Raw genomic sequence first — 15319 nt, 5'->3', positions numbered from 1 at the left:
TGTCAAGCACTTTTTTGAGAAGCTTTTGAAGTTTTCCGAACTTAAATCGCTCAGCAGTTTCTCGGTGCTAACCGGAACATTCGAACGTTCATTGGTTCTTTTCAAGGGCTTCCTGCTGAGCTTTCAGAAGTCATTCTTTTGTCTCAGCGCTTGGCGCTCAAGTATAATACCACACCCCGGGGCGCTTGTCAACACTTTTTGACATCTTTTTTAAAAGAAAATTGAGTTTGCTTCACTTATATTGTAATCAACCCCTCTTCCCCATACAAAAAGACCGTCCATGCACTGCACAGACGGTCTTGGGTCTATATATAATTACTTATATAATAAGCTTTTAGCGGATCTCGATACCCAGCTTGAACTTCAGGTTGCCGAGGATCTTCTTGACCACGCGCTCCACTTCCTCAGCGGAGACTTCCTTCTTGGGATCAGACAGGGACAGACTGAAGGCCATGCTCTTTTTGCCTTCGCCGAGGTTTGCGCCGCGATAGATATCGAACAGCTTGACCTCGCTGACCAGCGGGCTGGCCTTGCGGATGGTCTCCTCGATCTCGCCGCAGGACACAGTCTCGTTGCAGACCAGAGCCAAATCGCGCTTGACAGGTGCATAGGGGCTGAGGGGCTTATAGCGCAGCTCGCCCTCTACGCAGGACATCAGAGCCTCGTAGTCCAGCTCGCCCAGATAGATATTCTGGCTGTCCTTCTGCTCCTTGGCGATCTCCAGCTCAGCGTTGATCTCGTTGGCAAGCTTGCCGAACACGCCCAGACGCTTGCCGTTGCAATACACAGCGGCGCTGATGCCGGGGTGCAGCCATGCGGCGGTCTCGCGCTGATAATCAAAGGTCAGGCCAAAGCCGGCTGCCAGTGCTTCCAGCGCGCCCTTGACGGTGAAGAAGTCCTCCTCGGGGCCGAAGGCACCGATGCAGAGAGTCTGGCGCTCGTGGGGGTGCTCATTGATGGGCAGTTCCTTGGCCAGATAGACCGGTGCCATCTCGAACAGGCGACCCTCGGCGTTGCCCTTTTTCAGGTTGTCCACGATGACGTTCAGCATGGAGGGAGTCAGCAGGGTGCGCATGATGGACAGGTTCTCGCTGATGGGGTTCAGAATGCGGATGGCCTTGCGGGCTTCGTCCTCGGCGGGGATATGCAGCATATCCAGCTCAGCGTTGGAGTAGAAAGCCAGCGTGGAGGCCTCGTAGAAGCCCTGTGCGGCCAGCAGACGCTTGGTCTTGAGCTGCTGCTTCTGGTCGTAGTTCAGGCCACCGTTGGTAACGGAGGCAGTGTTCAGGAAGGTGGGCACAATATGGTCGTAGCCGTACTCACGGATGACCTCCTCGGCCAGATCCGGGAAGCTTTCCACGTCATCACGGTACAGGGGTGCGGACACATCCCAGCTGCCATCGGCCTGCACATCCACGGTGAACTCCAGACGCTGCAGGATGTCGATCATGGTCTGGTCGGGCACGGTGATGCCCAGCACGGCGCAGATCTTTGCCGGGGTGGTGACGATGTGCTTGCGCTCCAGCGGGCGGCCATCGGTCAGATCGTATTCCAGCGTAGTGATATCACCGCAATCCAGCTGCTGGATCAGATGCAGAGCGCGTGCCAGACCCAGCTGCGGAGAATAGCGATCCACGCCCTTCTCGTAGCGGGCAGAGGAATCGCTGTTCTGGCCCAGTGCACGGCTGGTCTTACGGACGCAGTCGCGGGCAAAGGTGGCGCACTCGAACAGCAGGCTGGTGGTGTTATCGTCCATACCGGAGTTTGCGCCGCCCATGATGCCGGCCAGTGCCACCGGCTTTTCGGCATCACAGATGACCAGATTGTTGGGGTTCAGGGTAAATTCCTTCTCGTCCAGCGTGACGATCTTTTCGCCCTCGTGGGCGCGGCGCACATCGATGGTGCGGCCGGCGACCTTGTTCAGGTCAAAGGCGTGCATGGGCTGACCCATCTCCAGCAGGGTGTGGTTGGTGATATCCACCACGTTGCTGATGGAGCGCAGGCCGCACAGTGCCAGATGGCGCTTCATCCAACGGGGAGACTCGCCCATGCGGATGTTGCGCACATAGTGTGCCATGTAGCGGGGGCACAGCTCCGGTGCCTCCACCTTGACGGTGATGGGAGCGTCCGGCTCGCAGACGGCCTTGTAGTCCATGGCGGGCATGTGCAGGGGCTTGCCCAGAACGGCAGCCACCTCGCGGGCAATGCCCAGAACAGACTGGCAGTCCGGGCGGTTGGCGGTGATGGAGATATCAAAGATGTAGTCGTCCAGACCCACCACCGGGGCAATGTCGGTGCCGGGGACAGAGTCCTCGGGCAGGATGAGCAGGCCGTAGACCTCAGAGCCCGGGAACAGGTCATCGTTCAGACCCAGTTCTGCGCCGGAGCACAGCATACCGTTGGACTCCACGCCCTGCATCTTGCGGGCCTTGATGGTGATGCCGCCGGGCAGAGTGGAGCCATCCAGTGCGGTAGGCACGCAATCGCCCAGCTTCATGTTGGCGGCACCGGTGCTGATGCGGATCTCGTGGCCGTAAGCGCCGCAGTCCACCACACATTTAGTCAGGTGGGTGCCCTCTTGCTTTTCCATCTCCACGATCTTGCCGACGACCACCTTGCTGATGCCGGCATCCAGCGGGATGAGCTCTTCCACCTCGAAACCGCAGGAGAACAGCTTCTCCTCCAGTTCCTGTGCGGTGACATCGATATCAACGAATTCTTTTAACCAACTGAAAGGTACTTTCATTGTTTGTTCTCTCCCCTCTTATTCGTGGAACTGCTTGAGGAACTGCAGATTGTTCTCGAACATCAGACCGATGTTGTTGATGCCATACTTCAGCATGGCGATACGCTCGATGCCAATGCCAAAGGCGAAACCGGAGTACTCGTCCGGGTCGATGTTGCAGTTCTCAAGCACCTTGCGGTTGACGACGCCGCCGCCCAGCACCTCGATCCAGCCGGTGTGCTTGCACAGGGGGCAGCCCTTGCCGTGGCACTCGAAGCAGCTTACGTCCACCTCCACGCTGGGCTCGGTGAACGGGAAGTAGGAGGGACGCAGACGGGTGCGGGTGTCGGCACCGAACAGCTTCTGCACGAAGGTGTTCAGCGCACCCTGCAGGTCGCCCAGCGTGATGCCCTTATCCACGACCAGACCTTCCATCTGGTGGAACATGGGGCTGTGAGTAGCGTCCGAGTCAGAGCGGAACACGCGGCCGGGGATCAGCACCTTGATGGGCGGCTTCTGGCTGTCCATGGTGCGGATCTGACCACCAGAGGTCTGGGTGCGTAGCAGGAATTCATCGGACAGATAGAAGGTATCCTGCATATCGCGGGCGGGGTGATCCTTGGGCACGTTCAGGCGGGTGAAGTTGTGGTCGTCATCCTCGATCTCCGGGGCATCTGCCACGGCAAAGCCCATGCCGGAGAACACGTCGATGATCTGGTTGGTGACCAGCGTCAACGGGTGCAGACCGCCCACAGAGCGGGTCTTAGCGGGCAGGGTGATATCCACCGTCTCGGCGGCGTTGCGGGCAGCAAGCTCTGCCTGCTTCACGGCCTCGGCGGCGGCATCGTAGTCTGCCTGCACCTTCTGCTTGAGTTCGTTGATGATCTTGCCCATGGCGGGGCGCTCTTCCGGCGCAACGGTGCGCAGATTCTTCATCAGGGCAGGGATCTTGCCGTTTTTGCTGAGGTATTCCTGCCAGAAGGAAGCCAGCGTCTCCTTGCTGGACACCTGACCAAGGCTTTCAGCGGCCTGCTTGGCCAGCTCATCGATCATTGCTTGCATGGATTTTCTCTCCTTTATTCTTTGTGTTCATGGAGCGGAGTATAACAAAAAAGCTCCGTCCCCTGCCCGACTGCTCAGGCAAAAGGGACGAAGCTATAATCATTTCTGCTCCGCGGTACCACCCGGTTTCCGTCTGCACAAAGGCAGACAGCGCTCAAACGCCGTAACGGGGCGCAACCGTCCTGTGCTAATAGATGCATCCGCATCGTTCGCGCAGACCGCTCGGGAGCGAACTTCAGCCCCTGCCGCACATGGAAGCCCTTTCAGCCGGTGAAGCTTCTCTCTTTGCCGTGCAGACAGCACCTACTCTCTCCGTCGCTGCGTTTGGTATTATGATAACCAAGAGTTATGTTACCACATTTTGCGGCGGTTTGCAAGCCGCAGAGCGGTTTTTATTTGCCGGAGCTGCGTTTTGTGCCTTCTTTTCGGTCAGGCGGCAGGCCTCGCAGGCGGTCATACAGCAAACTGCAAACACCAGCAGGGCGCAGTCTGTCGGCACGCGACGCATAGGCACCACCCGGCTACACAGGGTATTGAAACTTTCCACGGCACGCTCCGGCAAGCCCAGATAAAACAGCGCCAGCGAAAGCGGCAGGTGCAGTGCCCTGCCCCATAATAAGGATTTGAACGAGACCTCCGGCGGGCAGAGGGTGCGCACTTGCAGCAGCACCGAAGCGCCCTGCACGCTGAGCGCGGCGCAGCACAGCCCGCTTGCCCACAGACCGGTGCGGGCGGCGTAGTCGCAGCCGGAGCACACTTCCAGCAGCATCGCCGGAAAGGGTGCAAGCGCCGCAGGCAGCAGCAGCCCGCAGCCTGCCGCCAACAGCCGAAAATACAGCACAAAGCCGCATAATTTCAGGTAGGTCACCGCCGCCTGTGCAAGGATGGCATCCAGCGCGGGCGGCGGTTCTGCTTGCGCGGCAGCGGGCGGCACGGGCAAAGGCTCCGGTATGCCGCAAACACGGCAGAGCAGCGCCGCCGTCAGCCAGCCCGCCAGCACCTGTGCGGCAAACAGGCATATCCCGGCTGTGCGGCTGCCCAGCAGCTGCTCCCCTACCGTCAGGATGACAAAGGATGGCCCGGAGCAGATGCAGGCGGGCAGCAGAGCCGAAGCCTCCTGCGGGGTCAGCTCCCTGCTGCGGACTGTCTCGGCAGCAGCGGCGGCGGCAGGGGCAAAGCCGCCCACAAGACCGATGAGCAGCACACTGCCCGCGCTGCGGCTGCGCAGACCGATACAACGCACCACCGGCCAGAGCAGCACCCCCAGCACCTCGCCCGCACCGCTGCGCATGATGAGCGCCGACACCACCAGAAACGGAAACAGTGACACCAGCAGCGGCCCACCGCAGAGTGCAAGACCCTGCCGCAGAGCTGCCGCACAGGTCTGCGGCGCGGCAAATACCAGAAACGCCGTGGCTGCACCCAGCAAAAAAAGCCCCGGATACAGCGGTTTGCAGCTTTTACTCATAAGCATGCCCTCCCCCTCCATATATATGGAAGCATGGGCTGTGCAATGTACAAGGCGCGGGACGGGAGGGACAAAGATGGCCAGAGCACACCACGACCGGCGCACCCCGGGCGACTGGCTGCGCGGGCTGTTCCGACAGCCGCCGCCCGGGTTTTACAGCCGCCCTGCCGTATACCTGAGCGGCGACCGGATGGAGATAGAGCATTTTTGCACGGTGTTGTTTTTTGATGAAAACAGGCTGTGCCTGCGGCTGGCGAAGGGGCGGTTCACAGTATACGGCAGCGGACTGCGCATCTGCACCCTGACCGCCGCCCGGCTGACGGTGCAGGGGCAGTTTTTGCGTACCGATTTTTCCGATGAATAGGAGGCCGCCATGGAAGCTGCAAGCCTTTGGGCCGGAGTGTGCTTTACCGCCCGGAACGGCAGCCCCGAGGCGCTTTTGACCGATGCCGCCGCGCAAGGGATACACCTGTACGGCATCTCTGCCCGGCCCGGGGGCTTTTGTGCCCATTGCGCAGCATGGCAGTACCGGCGGCTTGCAGCCCTTGCCCGGCACAGGCGAGTGCGGCTGCGGGTGGATAAACGGAAAGGGCTGTATTTTTTGCTCCGTCCGCTGCTGCGGCGCAAGGGGCTGTGGGTAGGGCTGGCAGCATGGGGGCTGGGGCTGCTCTGGCTGCAAGGGCTTATATGGGCGGTGGACTACGGCAGCCTGACCACCGGGCAGCGGGCGCGGGCGGGTGCAGTGCTGCGCAGCTGCGGCTTGCAGCCCGGCACTGCCGTAACCGAGGAGCTGCTGCGCGCCGGAGAGTATGCGCTGCTGGAAAGCGGCGAGTTTTCGTGGGTAAGCCTGAATTTTGAAAAAGGCAGGCTTGCGGTGGAGGCCGCCCCTGCCCATGCACGGCCAGAAATCGCCGCAGGCACCTTACACGGGCTGCGGGCAAAGTGCAACGGAACGGTGCTGCGTACAAATCTTGCCAGCGGAACCATGCTGGTAGTGCCCGGGCAGACTGTGGAAGCCGGACAGGGGTTGATTGGCACGGCGCGCAGCGAGCGGGACGGCACCTTGATCTTTGCCCCGGCGGCAGGCACGGTAGTGGCACAGCTGGAATGGGAGACAAATCAAAACATTCCGCTGGCAGAGACCCTGCCGCAGCTGACCGGCAAAAATACAACGAATTACAAGCTGTTTTTTGCAGAGCATTCTGCCGTGCTTTCCCCCTCTGCGCCTGACGGGGACGGGCTGTGCCGCACCCGGCATCTGCAATTAGAGGTTTTCGGCCTGCCCCTGCCCTGCGCGGTGGAGGAGACCATCTATTACGGGCAGCAGCAGGAGACGATGTACCGCACCGAGGCGCAGGCGCTTACATTGGCGCGGCTGCAAGGACTGCGGGCGCTGCACGATGCTTTCCCGGATGCCGACATCCTCGCCCGCCGGGAGGAATGCACCGTGCAGGAGGAAGCACTGCATTACAATGCGGTGTATACCGTGACGGCAGACATTTGCACATAGCAAAAGCCAGATGGTTTGGAATGGTCTCCGTTTTGCTCTGACCATGTTCAGCGGAAAAATTATTGTTTATTTACCGGTCTGGAAAATCTGCGGATTTTCCAGACCGGTCTTTTCACGGGAGGGAGTGTGACGGAAAACGGCAGCTATAAAAAAGCAACTTGCTTTTGAAACGCAGAAGCAAAAAAGGCGGCTGCACACAACTGCGCAGCCGCCTTTTGAAAAGCGAAATTTTTTATTGTACGGGATGTTCGGCTTCAGCGGCCTGCGCAGCCTGTGCATCGTACTCAGCAAGCAGAGCGTTCAGGTCGTACTGATACTTGCTGTGGCAGAAGTGGCACACCACCTCACAGTTGGGGTCCTCGTCCCGCATACGCACAAGCTCTGCACGGCCAAGGCTGAGCAGCATCTCCTTGGTGCGCTCGGCGCTGCAATCGCACTGGTACTGCACCGTGCGCTCGTCCAGCACGTTGGGGTTGAAACCCGCCAGCGCCATCTGCATCATATCCTTGGGGGTTTTGCCGGCATGGAGCAGCTCGGTGACAGAGGGCATGGCGTTGATGTTCTTTTCCAGCTGGTCGATCTCGGCATCGGTAGCGCCGGGCAGCAGCTGCACCATAAAGCCACCGGCGCAGAGGATGGACAGGTCTTTGTCCACCAGCACGCCTAGCGCCATCACGGTAGGCACCTGCTCGCTGTAAGCATAGTAGCTGGTCAGATCCTCGGCGATCTCACCGGATACCAGAGGCACCTGCCCCACCGTAGGCTCCTTTTGCAGGCGGTTATCGCGGATGACGGTCAGCACGCCATCCTTGCCCACGGCAGTGCCCACGTCCAAGTGGCCGTTGGCTTTGGCGGGCAGCTCCACCAGCGGATTATCAATGCAGCCCTTCACGTTGCCGGTGCCGTCGGTGCAGGCGATGAGCACGCCCGCAGGGCCACCGCCCGCCACACGCAGAGTGATACGGTCGCGGTCATCCTTGAGCATGGAGCCCATCAGGGTAGCACCCGTGAGCAGACGACCCAGTGCCGCGCTGCAGGTGGCGCTTGTGGTGTGAAGCTTTTCTGCTTTACGGACGATCTCGGTGGAATCCACACCGCAGAACACGACACCGCCATTCTCGGACAGGCCGCGGATCAGGTTTGCCATAGGTTATCCCTCCAGTTGTGTATACTGTTTTGTTGCGCAGAAGAAATAGCGCTGGCTTTCTTCGGTCAGCGGGCCAAAGGTTTCGCCATCACAGACGCTTTCCAGCGCAAAGCCGTGCTTTTCCAGCGCCGCACGAATAGTATCCAGATCATAGGTATACTCGCAGAATTCCTCGTGGAAATGCTCACCGGTCTCGTGATAATCAATGTCCACCGTGATCTCCACCTTGCGGTCGGCGGCGTTATAGTGGTTGCGCCACACGCAGGAGGCATCCTCTTCCTCAAAGGTAAATGCGTTATCGCCCAGAACCTTCTGGTGCTTATAGGGGGTGTTCATATCAAACAGGAACACGCCGCCCTTTTCCATGAAAAAGCCCGCGTTGGCAATGGCGGTATCCAGATCCGGGATGTGGTTGAAGGTATCAAAGGTGGATACCGCCGCCCGGATGGTACCGTAGAGATCCAGCTTGAGCAGGTCCTGCCGCAGCAACAGCAACCGACCGGAAAGCCCCAGCTGCTCGGCTTTATCCCGTATCACGCAGAGCATCTCTTCCGACTGGTCGATGCCGATCATATCGTAACCCGCCTGTGTCAGCATCAGGGTCAGTTCCCCGGTGCCGCAGCCAAGGTCGGCCACAATACCGTCGTGGATGCCGTGGGCTTCCAGCTTTGCATGGATCTGGCTGTACAGGGCGTCGTAGTCTGCCTCGCCGTTGAATTCATCGTAAAAATAGGCAAATTCGTTGTAAGCCATGGCGTTACTCCGCTTCCTCGTTTTCCGCAGCCACTGCGGCGTTGAGTACCGCCTGCAGCTCCGGGATGCCGTAGCCGTTTTCGCCACTGGTCAGCACCACTTTCTGGCAGCCGTAGGGGCGGCAGATATTTTCAAAGTCCTCCTGCGTTTTGGCAAGCTGGCTTTTTTTCAGTTTATCCGCCTTGGTCAGCGCCACCACATAGGGGATGCGGTGGTAGTGCAGATAGCGCAGCATCTGCAAATCGTCTGCGCTGGGGGCGTGGCGGCAGTCCAACAGCTGCACCAGCAGGGTGTGGTGGCGGGGCGCCTCGAAGTAGCTGTTGATGAGGTCGTCCCAGCGCTCGCGGTCGGCGTTGCTCACCTTGGCATAGCCGTAGCCCGGCAGATCCACAAAGTAGCAATCATCCACCGAATAGAAGTTGATGGTAGCTGTTTTGCCCGGCGTACTGGACACGCGCGCCAGATTTTTGCGGCTGCACAGCTTGTTGATGAGGCTGGATTTGCCCACGTTGGAGCGCCCCGAAAAGCTCAGCTCCGGGCGGTCACTCTCGGGCAGCTGGCTGGAAATGCCATAGCTGGCAATAAAATCTGCTTTATTGAAGATCATGGCGTGTTCCTTTCTAGTTTTTCAGCAGACAGCGCCCGGCTGGTTCTTCTCAGGCGCGGCAGGGATGCGGCTTTCCCCTGCTTTGGACTTTTTGGTGCGGGGGCGGCCTGCGGTGCTCTTTGCCGCCTTCGGCTTGAGCAGGGCGGCAGCCAGCACCTGCGAGAGGTTCTGCATGGGCAGGAAGGTCAGATTCTTCTTGACCTCCTCGTCCACGTCATACAGATCAGGCTCATTATCCTTGGGGATGAGCACGGTCTTCATACCCTCACGGTAGGCAGCCATGCTCTTTTCCCGCAGACCGCCGATGGGCAGCACATTGCCGTGCAGGGTAATCTCGCCGGTCATGGCAACATCGCCGCGCACCGGCACGCCGGACAGGCAGGACACCAGAGCCGTGGTCAGGGTGACGCCCGCAGAAGGGCCGTCCTTGGGCACAGCGCCCTCCGGGGCGTGGATGTGCAGGTCGCACTTTTTCAGCCGCTCGGGGTCGATGCCGTATTCCTCGGCGTGGACGCGCACCCAAGTAACTGCCAGCTGTGCGCTCTCCTTCATCACATCGCCCAGAGAGCCGGTAACGGTGATCTTGCCGGTGCCGTTATCCATGACCTGCACCTCGATGGGCAGGGTCTCGCCGCCTACGCTGGTCCATGCCAGACCGTTGGCGATGCCCACGGCGTTGGTGCGGTTAAGGAAGTCCGGCTTGACGATGCGGGGGCCCAGCAGCTCCTCCAGCATGGTAGCGGTAACAGCTACGCTCTCCACCTCGCCGGCAGCGATCTTGCGGGCGCACTTGCGCAGCACGCTGGTGATGGTACGCTCCAGATTACGCACACCGGCCTCGCGGGTGTAGCCATCGATGATGCCGTAGAGCGCGCTCTGATTCATGGTGACCTTGCCGGTCAGGCCGCAGGCCTTGAGCTGCTTGGGCAGCAGATGCTTGCGGGCAATGTTATACTTTTCCACGCGGGTGTAGCTGGGCAGCTCGATGACGTCCATGCGGTCCCGCAGCGGGCCGGGGATGCTGCCCAGATCATTGGCGGTGGTGATAAAGAGCACATGGCTCAGGTCAAAGGGGATATCAATGAAATGATCGTTGAAGGTGCTGTTCTGCTCCGGGTCCAGCGCCTCCAGCAGAGCTGCCGCCGGGTCGCCCCGGAAGTCCCCTGCCAGCTTGTCGATCTCGTCCAGCAGCATCAGGGGGTTGGAGGATTTGGCGGTGATCATGGCGCTGATGATCTTGCCGGGCATGGCACCGATGTAGGTACGGCGGTGGCCACGGATCTCGGCTTCATCCCGCACGCCGCCCAGACTGATGCGCACATACTTACGGCCAAGGCTTTCCGCGATGGAACGCGCAATACTGGTCTTGCCAACGCCCGGAGGGCCGACCAAGCAGATGATCTGTGCCTTTACATCCGGTGCCAGCTTGCGCACGGCCAGCATTTCCAGAATGCGATCCTTGACCTTTTTCAGGCCGTAGTGATCCCGATCCAGGATCTGCTGGGCGCGGTGGATATCCAGATCATCCACGGTCATGGTGTTCCACGGCAGATCCAGACAGGTATCCAGATAGGTACGGATGACCGTGGCTTCCTGATTGCTGCTCTGCATCCGGGACAGGCGGTCTACCTCCTTGAGCAGCTTTTTCTCGCTGTCCTCCGCAAGGTGCAGCTCCCGGATCTTGCGGCGGTAATCATCAGCCTCGGCGTGGGTATCGTCCCCCTCACCCAGCTCGTCGTTGATGATGTGCAGCTGCTCGTGCAGGTAGTAATCGCGCTGGTTCTTGTCCATGGACTCGTTGACCTTTTCCGCGATCTCCTTTTCGATCTTCATCACCTGACATTCGCGGCGCAGCATCTCCACAAGGCGCTGCAGGCGGCCGTTGAGGGTGTTTTCGTTCATCACGGCCTGCTTGTCCTCGTAGCGGAACAAGAGGTTTGCCGGCATATACTCGGTGAGGAACATAGGGTCATCGCTGGAAACGATGGTGAACACCACGTCCTTGGCAAGGCGCGGGTTCATGCCCAGATACTCGTCAAAGCCGGTCTTGAGGGCGCGGAGCAGTGCTTCGGTCTCCACAGCCTCTTCAGGCTTTGCGGCGCGCACCGGAGCGGAGCGCACGGCAGACAGCAGAAAATCGCCGGTGGTATCCAACTCGGTCAGCTTGGCGCGGTACTTGCCCTCCACCAGCACCTTGACCAGCTCGTCCGACACGCGCAGCACCTGCTTGACCTCGGCTACTACGCCGTAGGTGTACAGGTCCTGCTGGGTGGGCTCGCTGGTCTCCATCTCCTTCTGGGCTACCAGAAATACGTTGGAGTTGTTGGCCATAGCCCACTCCACAGCGGCAATGCTCTTTTCCCGCCCGACTTCAAAATGAACAAGGTTGTTGGGGAACACCACCAGCCCGCGCAGTGCGATGGTGGGCAGATGGAGCTCCTTCCGCTCGACCTTGATGGTAACTTTTTCAGACATATACAAACACCTCCCGACTGCCGCTCGAGTTTCCATGCTGCGGCAGCGCTATCCTTTGGGGTCTTTTAAGGTGTATCTGAAAACAAAGAAAATGACGAATATTTCGCAAGCACAAGCGGGATTTAAGGCAAATAGCCGCAGGAATCCTTTGTGGATTTCAAGGCTGTTTAACGCAAAATCCAGCTGTGTTTGTAGAAATAGACTAAATTTTCGACTTTTCAGATACACCCTAGATAAAAATACAGTTGTTTCCTTATTATACAGATTTCCGGCCAAAATGCAACTGCCTTGCCGGAATGGTCGGTCATTCGGGGCGGTTTTCGTGGGTGTTGAAGCCCATTTTGCCCAGCGCGGGCAGCAGCGCCCGCAGGGTGACCGAGGTGAGCGCACCCATGACAAGCCCCAGCACCAGCATGACCGGAGCGTAGTACAGCGACAAGGACGAGGAGATGATGACCCCCGCGCCCAGCAGCTGCCCCACGTTATGTGCCAGTGCACCGCAGACCGACAGGATGAACCATGTGGGGCGCACCGGCAAAAGATAGTACAGCACCCACATCACCGCAAGGGACAAAAGCCCGCCGCACAGCGAGAGGAAGCCCGCCGTGAAGCCGGACACCAGAAAGACGAACAGCGCCTTGAGCACATCCAGCACCAGTGCCTGCCGGGGTCCCATGAAGAACAAGGCGTACATGACCACGATGTTGGCAAGGCCCAGCTTCATGCCCGGCAAAAGCCCCGGGATGACCAGCGTACCCTCGATGAAGGAAAGCGCCATGGCCAGTGCAAACAGCAGACCAGACAGGGCGATGTGCCGTGTTTTTTGATAGCTGCGGTGATTTTTAGGCATAGAGGATACGCTCCTTTATTCTTCGGGCTGCTGCGTCTGCTCGTAGGCTTCCTGTTCTTCCATGGCGGCTTCCCATGCGGCAAAAAGCTCCTCCTGATGGAAGCGCAGGTCGCTCAGCTCATCGCTTTTCTGGCGCAGCAGGTCGGGGTCGTTATATACCTCCGGGGAGTTGATCTCGTTGTCCAGCTCTACCTCGCGTGCACCGCAGGCCTCCATCTCGTCCTCGCATGCCTTGATCTTGGCGCGCAGCTCGGCGCGGCGGCGGCGCTGCTCCTTGCCGTAGCCGGTCTTGGCGGGCTCGGCCGCCTTCTGGGCAGCCTGCACCGGGTCGGCACGACCCATCAGGGCATCGTAGCTGGGATAGAGCACTGCCTTGCCGTCCTCAAGGTAGAGGATGGGACAGGCCAGACTGTTCATCAGGTGACGGTCGTGGGTGACCAGCAGCAGGGTACCGGTGTAGGCCATCAGCGCCTCAGTCAGGTTCTCGCGGGTATAGATGTCCAAGTGGTTGGTGGGCTCGTCTAGAAACAGCAGATTCGGGCGCTCCAGCACGATCTCCGCAAAGCGCAGACGCGCAAGCTCGCCGCCGGACAATGCTTCGCAGGGCTTGAATACGGTATCGCCCCGGAAGCCCAGCTTTGCAAGGTGGCTGCGCACCTCCAGCTCGGTCATGCGGGGGTACTTGTTCCAGATGACATCAATGACCCTGCCCTGTCCCAGACGGTTCTGCTGCTGGGCAAAGATGCTGGGACGTGCTCCGGTGCCCAGCCGCACCATGCCGCCGGAGGGGCGGCGCTTGCCGTCCAGCACCTGCATCAGGGTGGATTTGCCTGCACCGTTGGGGCCGGCAATGATAAGCCGCTGCCCGCGGCAGACCGTATAGGTAAAGGGTTCCAGCAGGGTGCGCTCCCCGATCTTGATGCTGAGGTTTTTCAGCATCACCAGCTCATTCCACGGCTCTACGTCATATTCAAAGCGGAACTTCAGCTGGTTGGTCTCGTCCTTGGGTGCCTCGGTGATCTCCAGCTTTTCCAGCTGCTTGCGGCGGCTCTGCGCCATTTTGGTGGTGGAGGCGCGCACAAGGTTGCGGTCTACATAGTCCTGCAGCTTTTCAGCCAGTGCTACGTCGGCATCGTGCTGCTTCTGGCGCAGGGCATCGGCGGCTTCCTTCTGGGGCAGATAGGCCGAGAAGTTGCCCTTGTAGGTGGTCATGGTCTGGAAGGACACCTCCCAGATCTTTGTACAGACATTATCGAGGAAATAGCGGTCGTGGCTGACCACCAGCACCGCACCGGAGTAGCCCTTGAGGTAGTTTTCCAGCCATTCCATGGTGGCAAAGTCCAAGTGGTTGGTGGGCTCGTCCAGAATGAGGACATCCGGTTTTTCCAGCAGCAGCTTCGCCAGACGCAGCCGCGTCAGCTCGCCGCCGGAGAGCACCGCAATGTTCTTTTGCCATGTATCCTGCGCAAATCCCATGCCGGACAGCACCTTTTTGATGTTCACGTCCATGTTGTAGCCATCGGCGGCGTCTACGATGTTTTGCAAAGCATCGTGCTGTGCCAGCAGGTCGGCGTTGTCCGGCTGGGCAGCCATGCGGCGCTCCAAGATCTGCATCTGCGCCATGGCGTCCAGCACTGGGGCAAAGGTGGCGCGCATCTCGCCGTAGATATCCAGCGTAGCATCCAGCTTTGCGTTCTGTTCCAGATAGCCCAGCGTCACCCCATGGGTCACGCTGAACTCGCCCTCGTAGTCCTGATATTCGCCGGTAAGGATCTTGAGCAGAGTGGTCTTGCCCGCGCCGTTTTGTCCCACGATGCCGATGCGGTCCTCCCGCTCGACACTGGCGGTCACATCGTGCAGCACCACCTTTTCGCCAAAGGTCTTACCCAGTTTTTCTAAATGTATCAGCATAGTTTTGATCCGTTATCCGTTATCTATTCTTTTTCATGTTTCAGCACTGGTGGCGGCGGTTCTTCAGGCCAACGTTGGCCAGCTCCTCCTGCTCCATCACCAGCGGATACAGCTCTTCCAGACTGGCGATCTCGTAGGTAGGGATCACCTTGCCGGGGTTCTCGGCGTGGTTTGGGTTGTACCAGCAGGTATCCAGCCCGGCGTTGCTGCCGCCCTGAATATCACTGGGCAGACTGTCGCCCACCATCAGGACGTGCTCCCGGTTCTCCACACCCAGCGCGCGCAGGGCGGCATCAAAGATGCGGGCATTGGGCTTTTCGCAGCCCATTTTCTCAGAGATGAACACGTCCTCCATAAAATTCATCACGCCGCTTTCTGCCAGACGGCGGGTCTGCACCTTCTGCGCGCCGTTGCTGACGATGGCCAGCGTTGCTACCTCCGAAAGCTCGCGCAGCACGTCCAGCACCTCCGGGCTCATCAGATCCGGGTGGGTGGACAGCTGCTCCAGATAGAAGCGGTTCATCTCCACACCGTCACCGGCGGCATTGATGGCTTTTAAAAAGCGGCTGAACCGCTCGCCGAACAGCTTCTCGCGGCGGATCTGGCCTTTTTCCAGCTGCCGCCACAGTTCCTCGTTGATGGTGCGGTAGGTCTGCACGGTCTCAGCATCCGGCTCGATACCGTAGTTTACCAGCGTTTCGGCCAGCGCCTTGTTTTCGGCTGCATCAAAGTTGAGCAGCGTATTGTCCGCATCGAACAGGATGCAATAATATTTTGCCATAGTATCTCACTTTCTTTTCAGCATTTCCCA

The 15319-nt window shown here is 59.4% G+C and carries 12 protein-coding genes; 2 read left to right on the top strand and 10 right to left on the bottom strand.

Annotation, left to right across the window (positions count from 1 at the left end; all coding sequences use genetic code 11):
* Positions 1-334 precede the first annotated feature (334 nt).
* The 3 genes from pheT to MTP36_RS07415 all read right to left on the bottom strand — a co-directional run bounded on the left by pheT (position 335) and on the right by MTP36_RS07415 (position 5255).
* On the bottom strand, positions 335-2746 hold the full coding sequence (gene pheT, locus MTP36_RS07425) for a phenylalanine--tRNA ligase subunit beta (protein WP_249254309.1): 2412 nt from the start codon (positions 2744-2746) through the stop codon (positions 335-337).
* A gap of 18 nt (positions 2747-2764) precedes the next feature.
* Positions 2765-3787 carry a phenylalanine--tRNA ligase subunit alpha gene (gene pheS / locus MTP36_RS07420; protein ID WP_118657309.1) on the bottom strand — a complete coding sequence of 341 codons (1023 nt, stop codon included), beginning with the start codon at positions 3785-3787 and terminating at the stop codon, positions 2765-2767.
* Positions 3788-4133: 346 nt separating this feature from the next.
* Positions 4134-5255 carry a hypothetical protein gene (locus MTP36_RS07415; RefSeq protein ID WP_249254308.1) on the bottom strand — a complete coding sequence of 374 codons (1122 nt, stop codon included), beginning with the start codon at positions 5253-5255 and terminating at the stop codon, positions 4134-4136.
* Positions 5256-5331: 76 nt separating this feature from the next.
* Between MTP36_RS07415 and MTP36_RS07410 the strand changes: the two genes are divergently transcribed.
* Both MTP36_RS07410 and MTP36_RS07405 read left to right on the top strand, forming a co-directional pair.
* The gene (locus MTP36_RS07410; protein WP_015538114.1) at positions 5332-5619 is read left to right on the top strand and encodes a YabP/YqfC family sporulation protein; all 288 of its coding nucleotides are present in this window, start codon (positions 5332-5334) and stop codon (positions 5617-5619) included.
* Between the two features lie 9 nt (positions 5620-5628).
* Positions 5629-6765 (top strand): sporulation protein YqfD, encoded by a 1137-nt coding sequence (locus MTP36_RS07405; protein ID WP_249254307.1) that lies wholly within the window; start codon positions 5629-5631, stop codon positions 6763-6765.
* A 232-nt stretch (positions 6766-6997) separates the two neighbouring features.
* Here MTP36_RS07405 and hslO read toward each other — a convergent pair whose 3' ends face one another.
* The 7 genes from hslO to MTP36_RS07370 form a co-directional block, all read right to left on the bottom strand.
* Positions 6998-7912, bottom strand: a complete 915-nt coding sequence (gene hslO / locus MTP36_RS07400) for an Hsp33 family molecular chaperone HslO (protein WP_249254306.1) — start codon at positions 7910-7912, stop codon at positions 6998-7000.
* A gap of 3 nt (positions 7913-7915) precedes the next feature.
* Complete coding sequence (locus MTP36_RS07395) at positions 7916-8665, bottom strand: class I SAM-dependent DNA methyltransferase (protein ID WP_249254305.1); 750 nt, start codon at positions 8663-8665, stop codon at positions 7916-7918.
* 4 nt (positions 8666-8669) lie between these two features.
* Positions 8670-9272, bottom strand: a complete 603-nt coding sequence (gene yihA / locus MTP36_RS07390; RefSeq protein ID WP_005924021.1) for a ribosome biogenesis GTP-binding protein YihA/YsxC — start codon at positions 9270-9272, stop codon at positions 8670-8672.
* 21 nt (positions 9273-9293) lie between these two features.
* The gene (gene lon / locus MTP36_RS07385) at positions 9294-11747 is read right to left on the bottom strand and encodes an endopeptidase La (RefSeq protein ID WP_118657314.1); all 2454 of its coding nucleotides are present in this window, start codon (positions 11745-11747) and stop codon (positions 9294-9296) included.
* A 304-nt stretch (positions 11748-12051) separates the two neighbouring features.
* Entirely contained in the window at positions 12052-12597 is a 546-nt protein-coding gene (locus MTP36_RS07380; RefSeq protein ID WP_249254304.1) for a Gx transporter family protein, read from the bottom strand.
* Between the two features lie 15 nt (positions 12598-12612).
* A complete protein-coding gene (locus tag MTP36_RS07375; RefSeq protein WP_249254303.1) occupies positions 12613-14508 on the bottom strand; it encodes an ABC-F family ATP-binding cassette domain-containing protein in 1896 nt (631 codons plus the stop codon).
* A 40-nt stretch (positions 14509-14548) separates the two neighbouring features.
* Entirely contained in the window at positions 14549-15289 is a 741-nt protein-coding gene (locus MTP36_RS07370; protein WP_097779779.1) for a YjjG family noncanonical pyrimidine nucleotidase, read from the bottom strand.
* Positions 15290-15319: the final 30 nt, after the last annotated feature.

Source organism: Faecalibacterium sp. I4-1-79 (genome assembly GCF_023347235.1).
Taxonomy (GTDB): Bacteria; Bacillota; Clostridia; order Oscillospirales; family Ruminococcaceae; genus Faecalibacterium; species Faecalibacterium tardum.
Note: the sequence above shows the minus strand (reverse complement) of the source record. Positions and strands in the feature narration are given on the sequence as shown.

Bases quoted from the DNA above. Each gene is read 5' to 3' on its own strand.
- pheT (WP_249254309.1), bottom strand. From the start codon at position 2,746: ATGAAAGTACCTTTCAGTTGGTTAAAAGAATTCGTTGATATCGATGTC.
- pheS (WP_118657309.1), bottom strand. From the start codon at position 3,787: ATGCAAGCAATGATCGATGAGCTGGCCAAGCAGGCCGCTGAAAGCCTT.
- MTP36_RS07415 (WP_249254308.1), bottom strand. From the start codon at position 5,255: ATGAGTAAAAGCTGCAAACCGCTGTATCCGGGGCTTTTTTTGCTGGGT.
- MTP36_RS07410 (WP_015538114.1), top strand. From the start codon at position 5,332: ATGGCCAGAGCACACCACGACCGGCGCACCCCGGGCGACTGGCTGCGC.
- MTP36_RS07405 (WP_249254307.1), top strand. From the start codon at position 5,629: ATGGAAGCTGCAAGCCTTTGGGCCGGAGTGTGCTTTACCGCCCGGAAC.
- hslO (WP_249254306.1), bottom strand. From the start codon at position 7,912: ATGGCAAACCTGATCCGCGGCCTGTCCGAGAATGGCGGTGTCGTGTTC.
- MTP36_RS07395 (WP_249254305.1), bottom strand. From the start codon at position 8,665: ATGGCTTACAACGAATTTGCCTATTTTTACGATGAATTCAACGGCGAG.
- yihA (WP_005924021.1), bottom strand. From the start codon at position 9,272: ATGATCTTCAATAAAGCAGATTTTATTGCCAGCTATGGCATTTCCAGC.
- lon (WP_118657314.1), bottom strand. From the start codon at position 11,747: ATGTCTGAAAAAGTTACCATCAAGGTCGAGCGGAAGGAGCTCCATCTG.
- MTP36_RS07380 (WP_249254304.1), bottom strand. From the start codon at position 12,597: ATGCCTAAAAATCACCGCAGCTATCAAAAAACACGGCACATCGCCCTG.
- MTP36_RS07375 (WP_249254303.1), bottom strand. From the start codon at position 14,508: ATGCTGATACATTTAGAAAAACTGGGTAAGACCTTTGGCGAAAAGGTG.
- MTP36_RS07370 (WP_097779779.1), bottom strand. From the start codon at position 15,289: ATGGCAAAATATTATTGCATCCTGTTCGATGCGGACAATACGCTGCTC.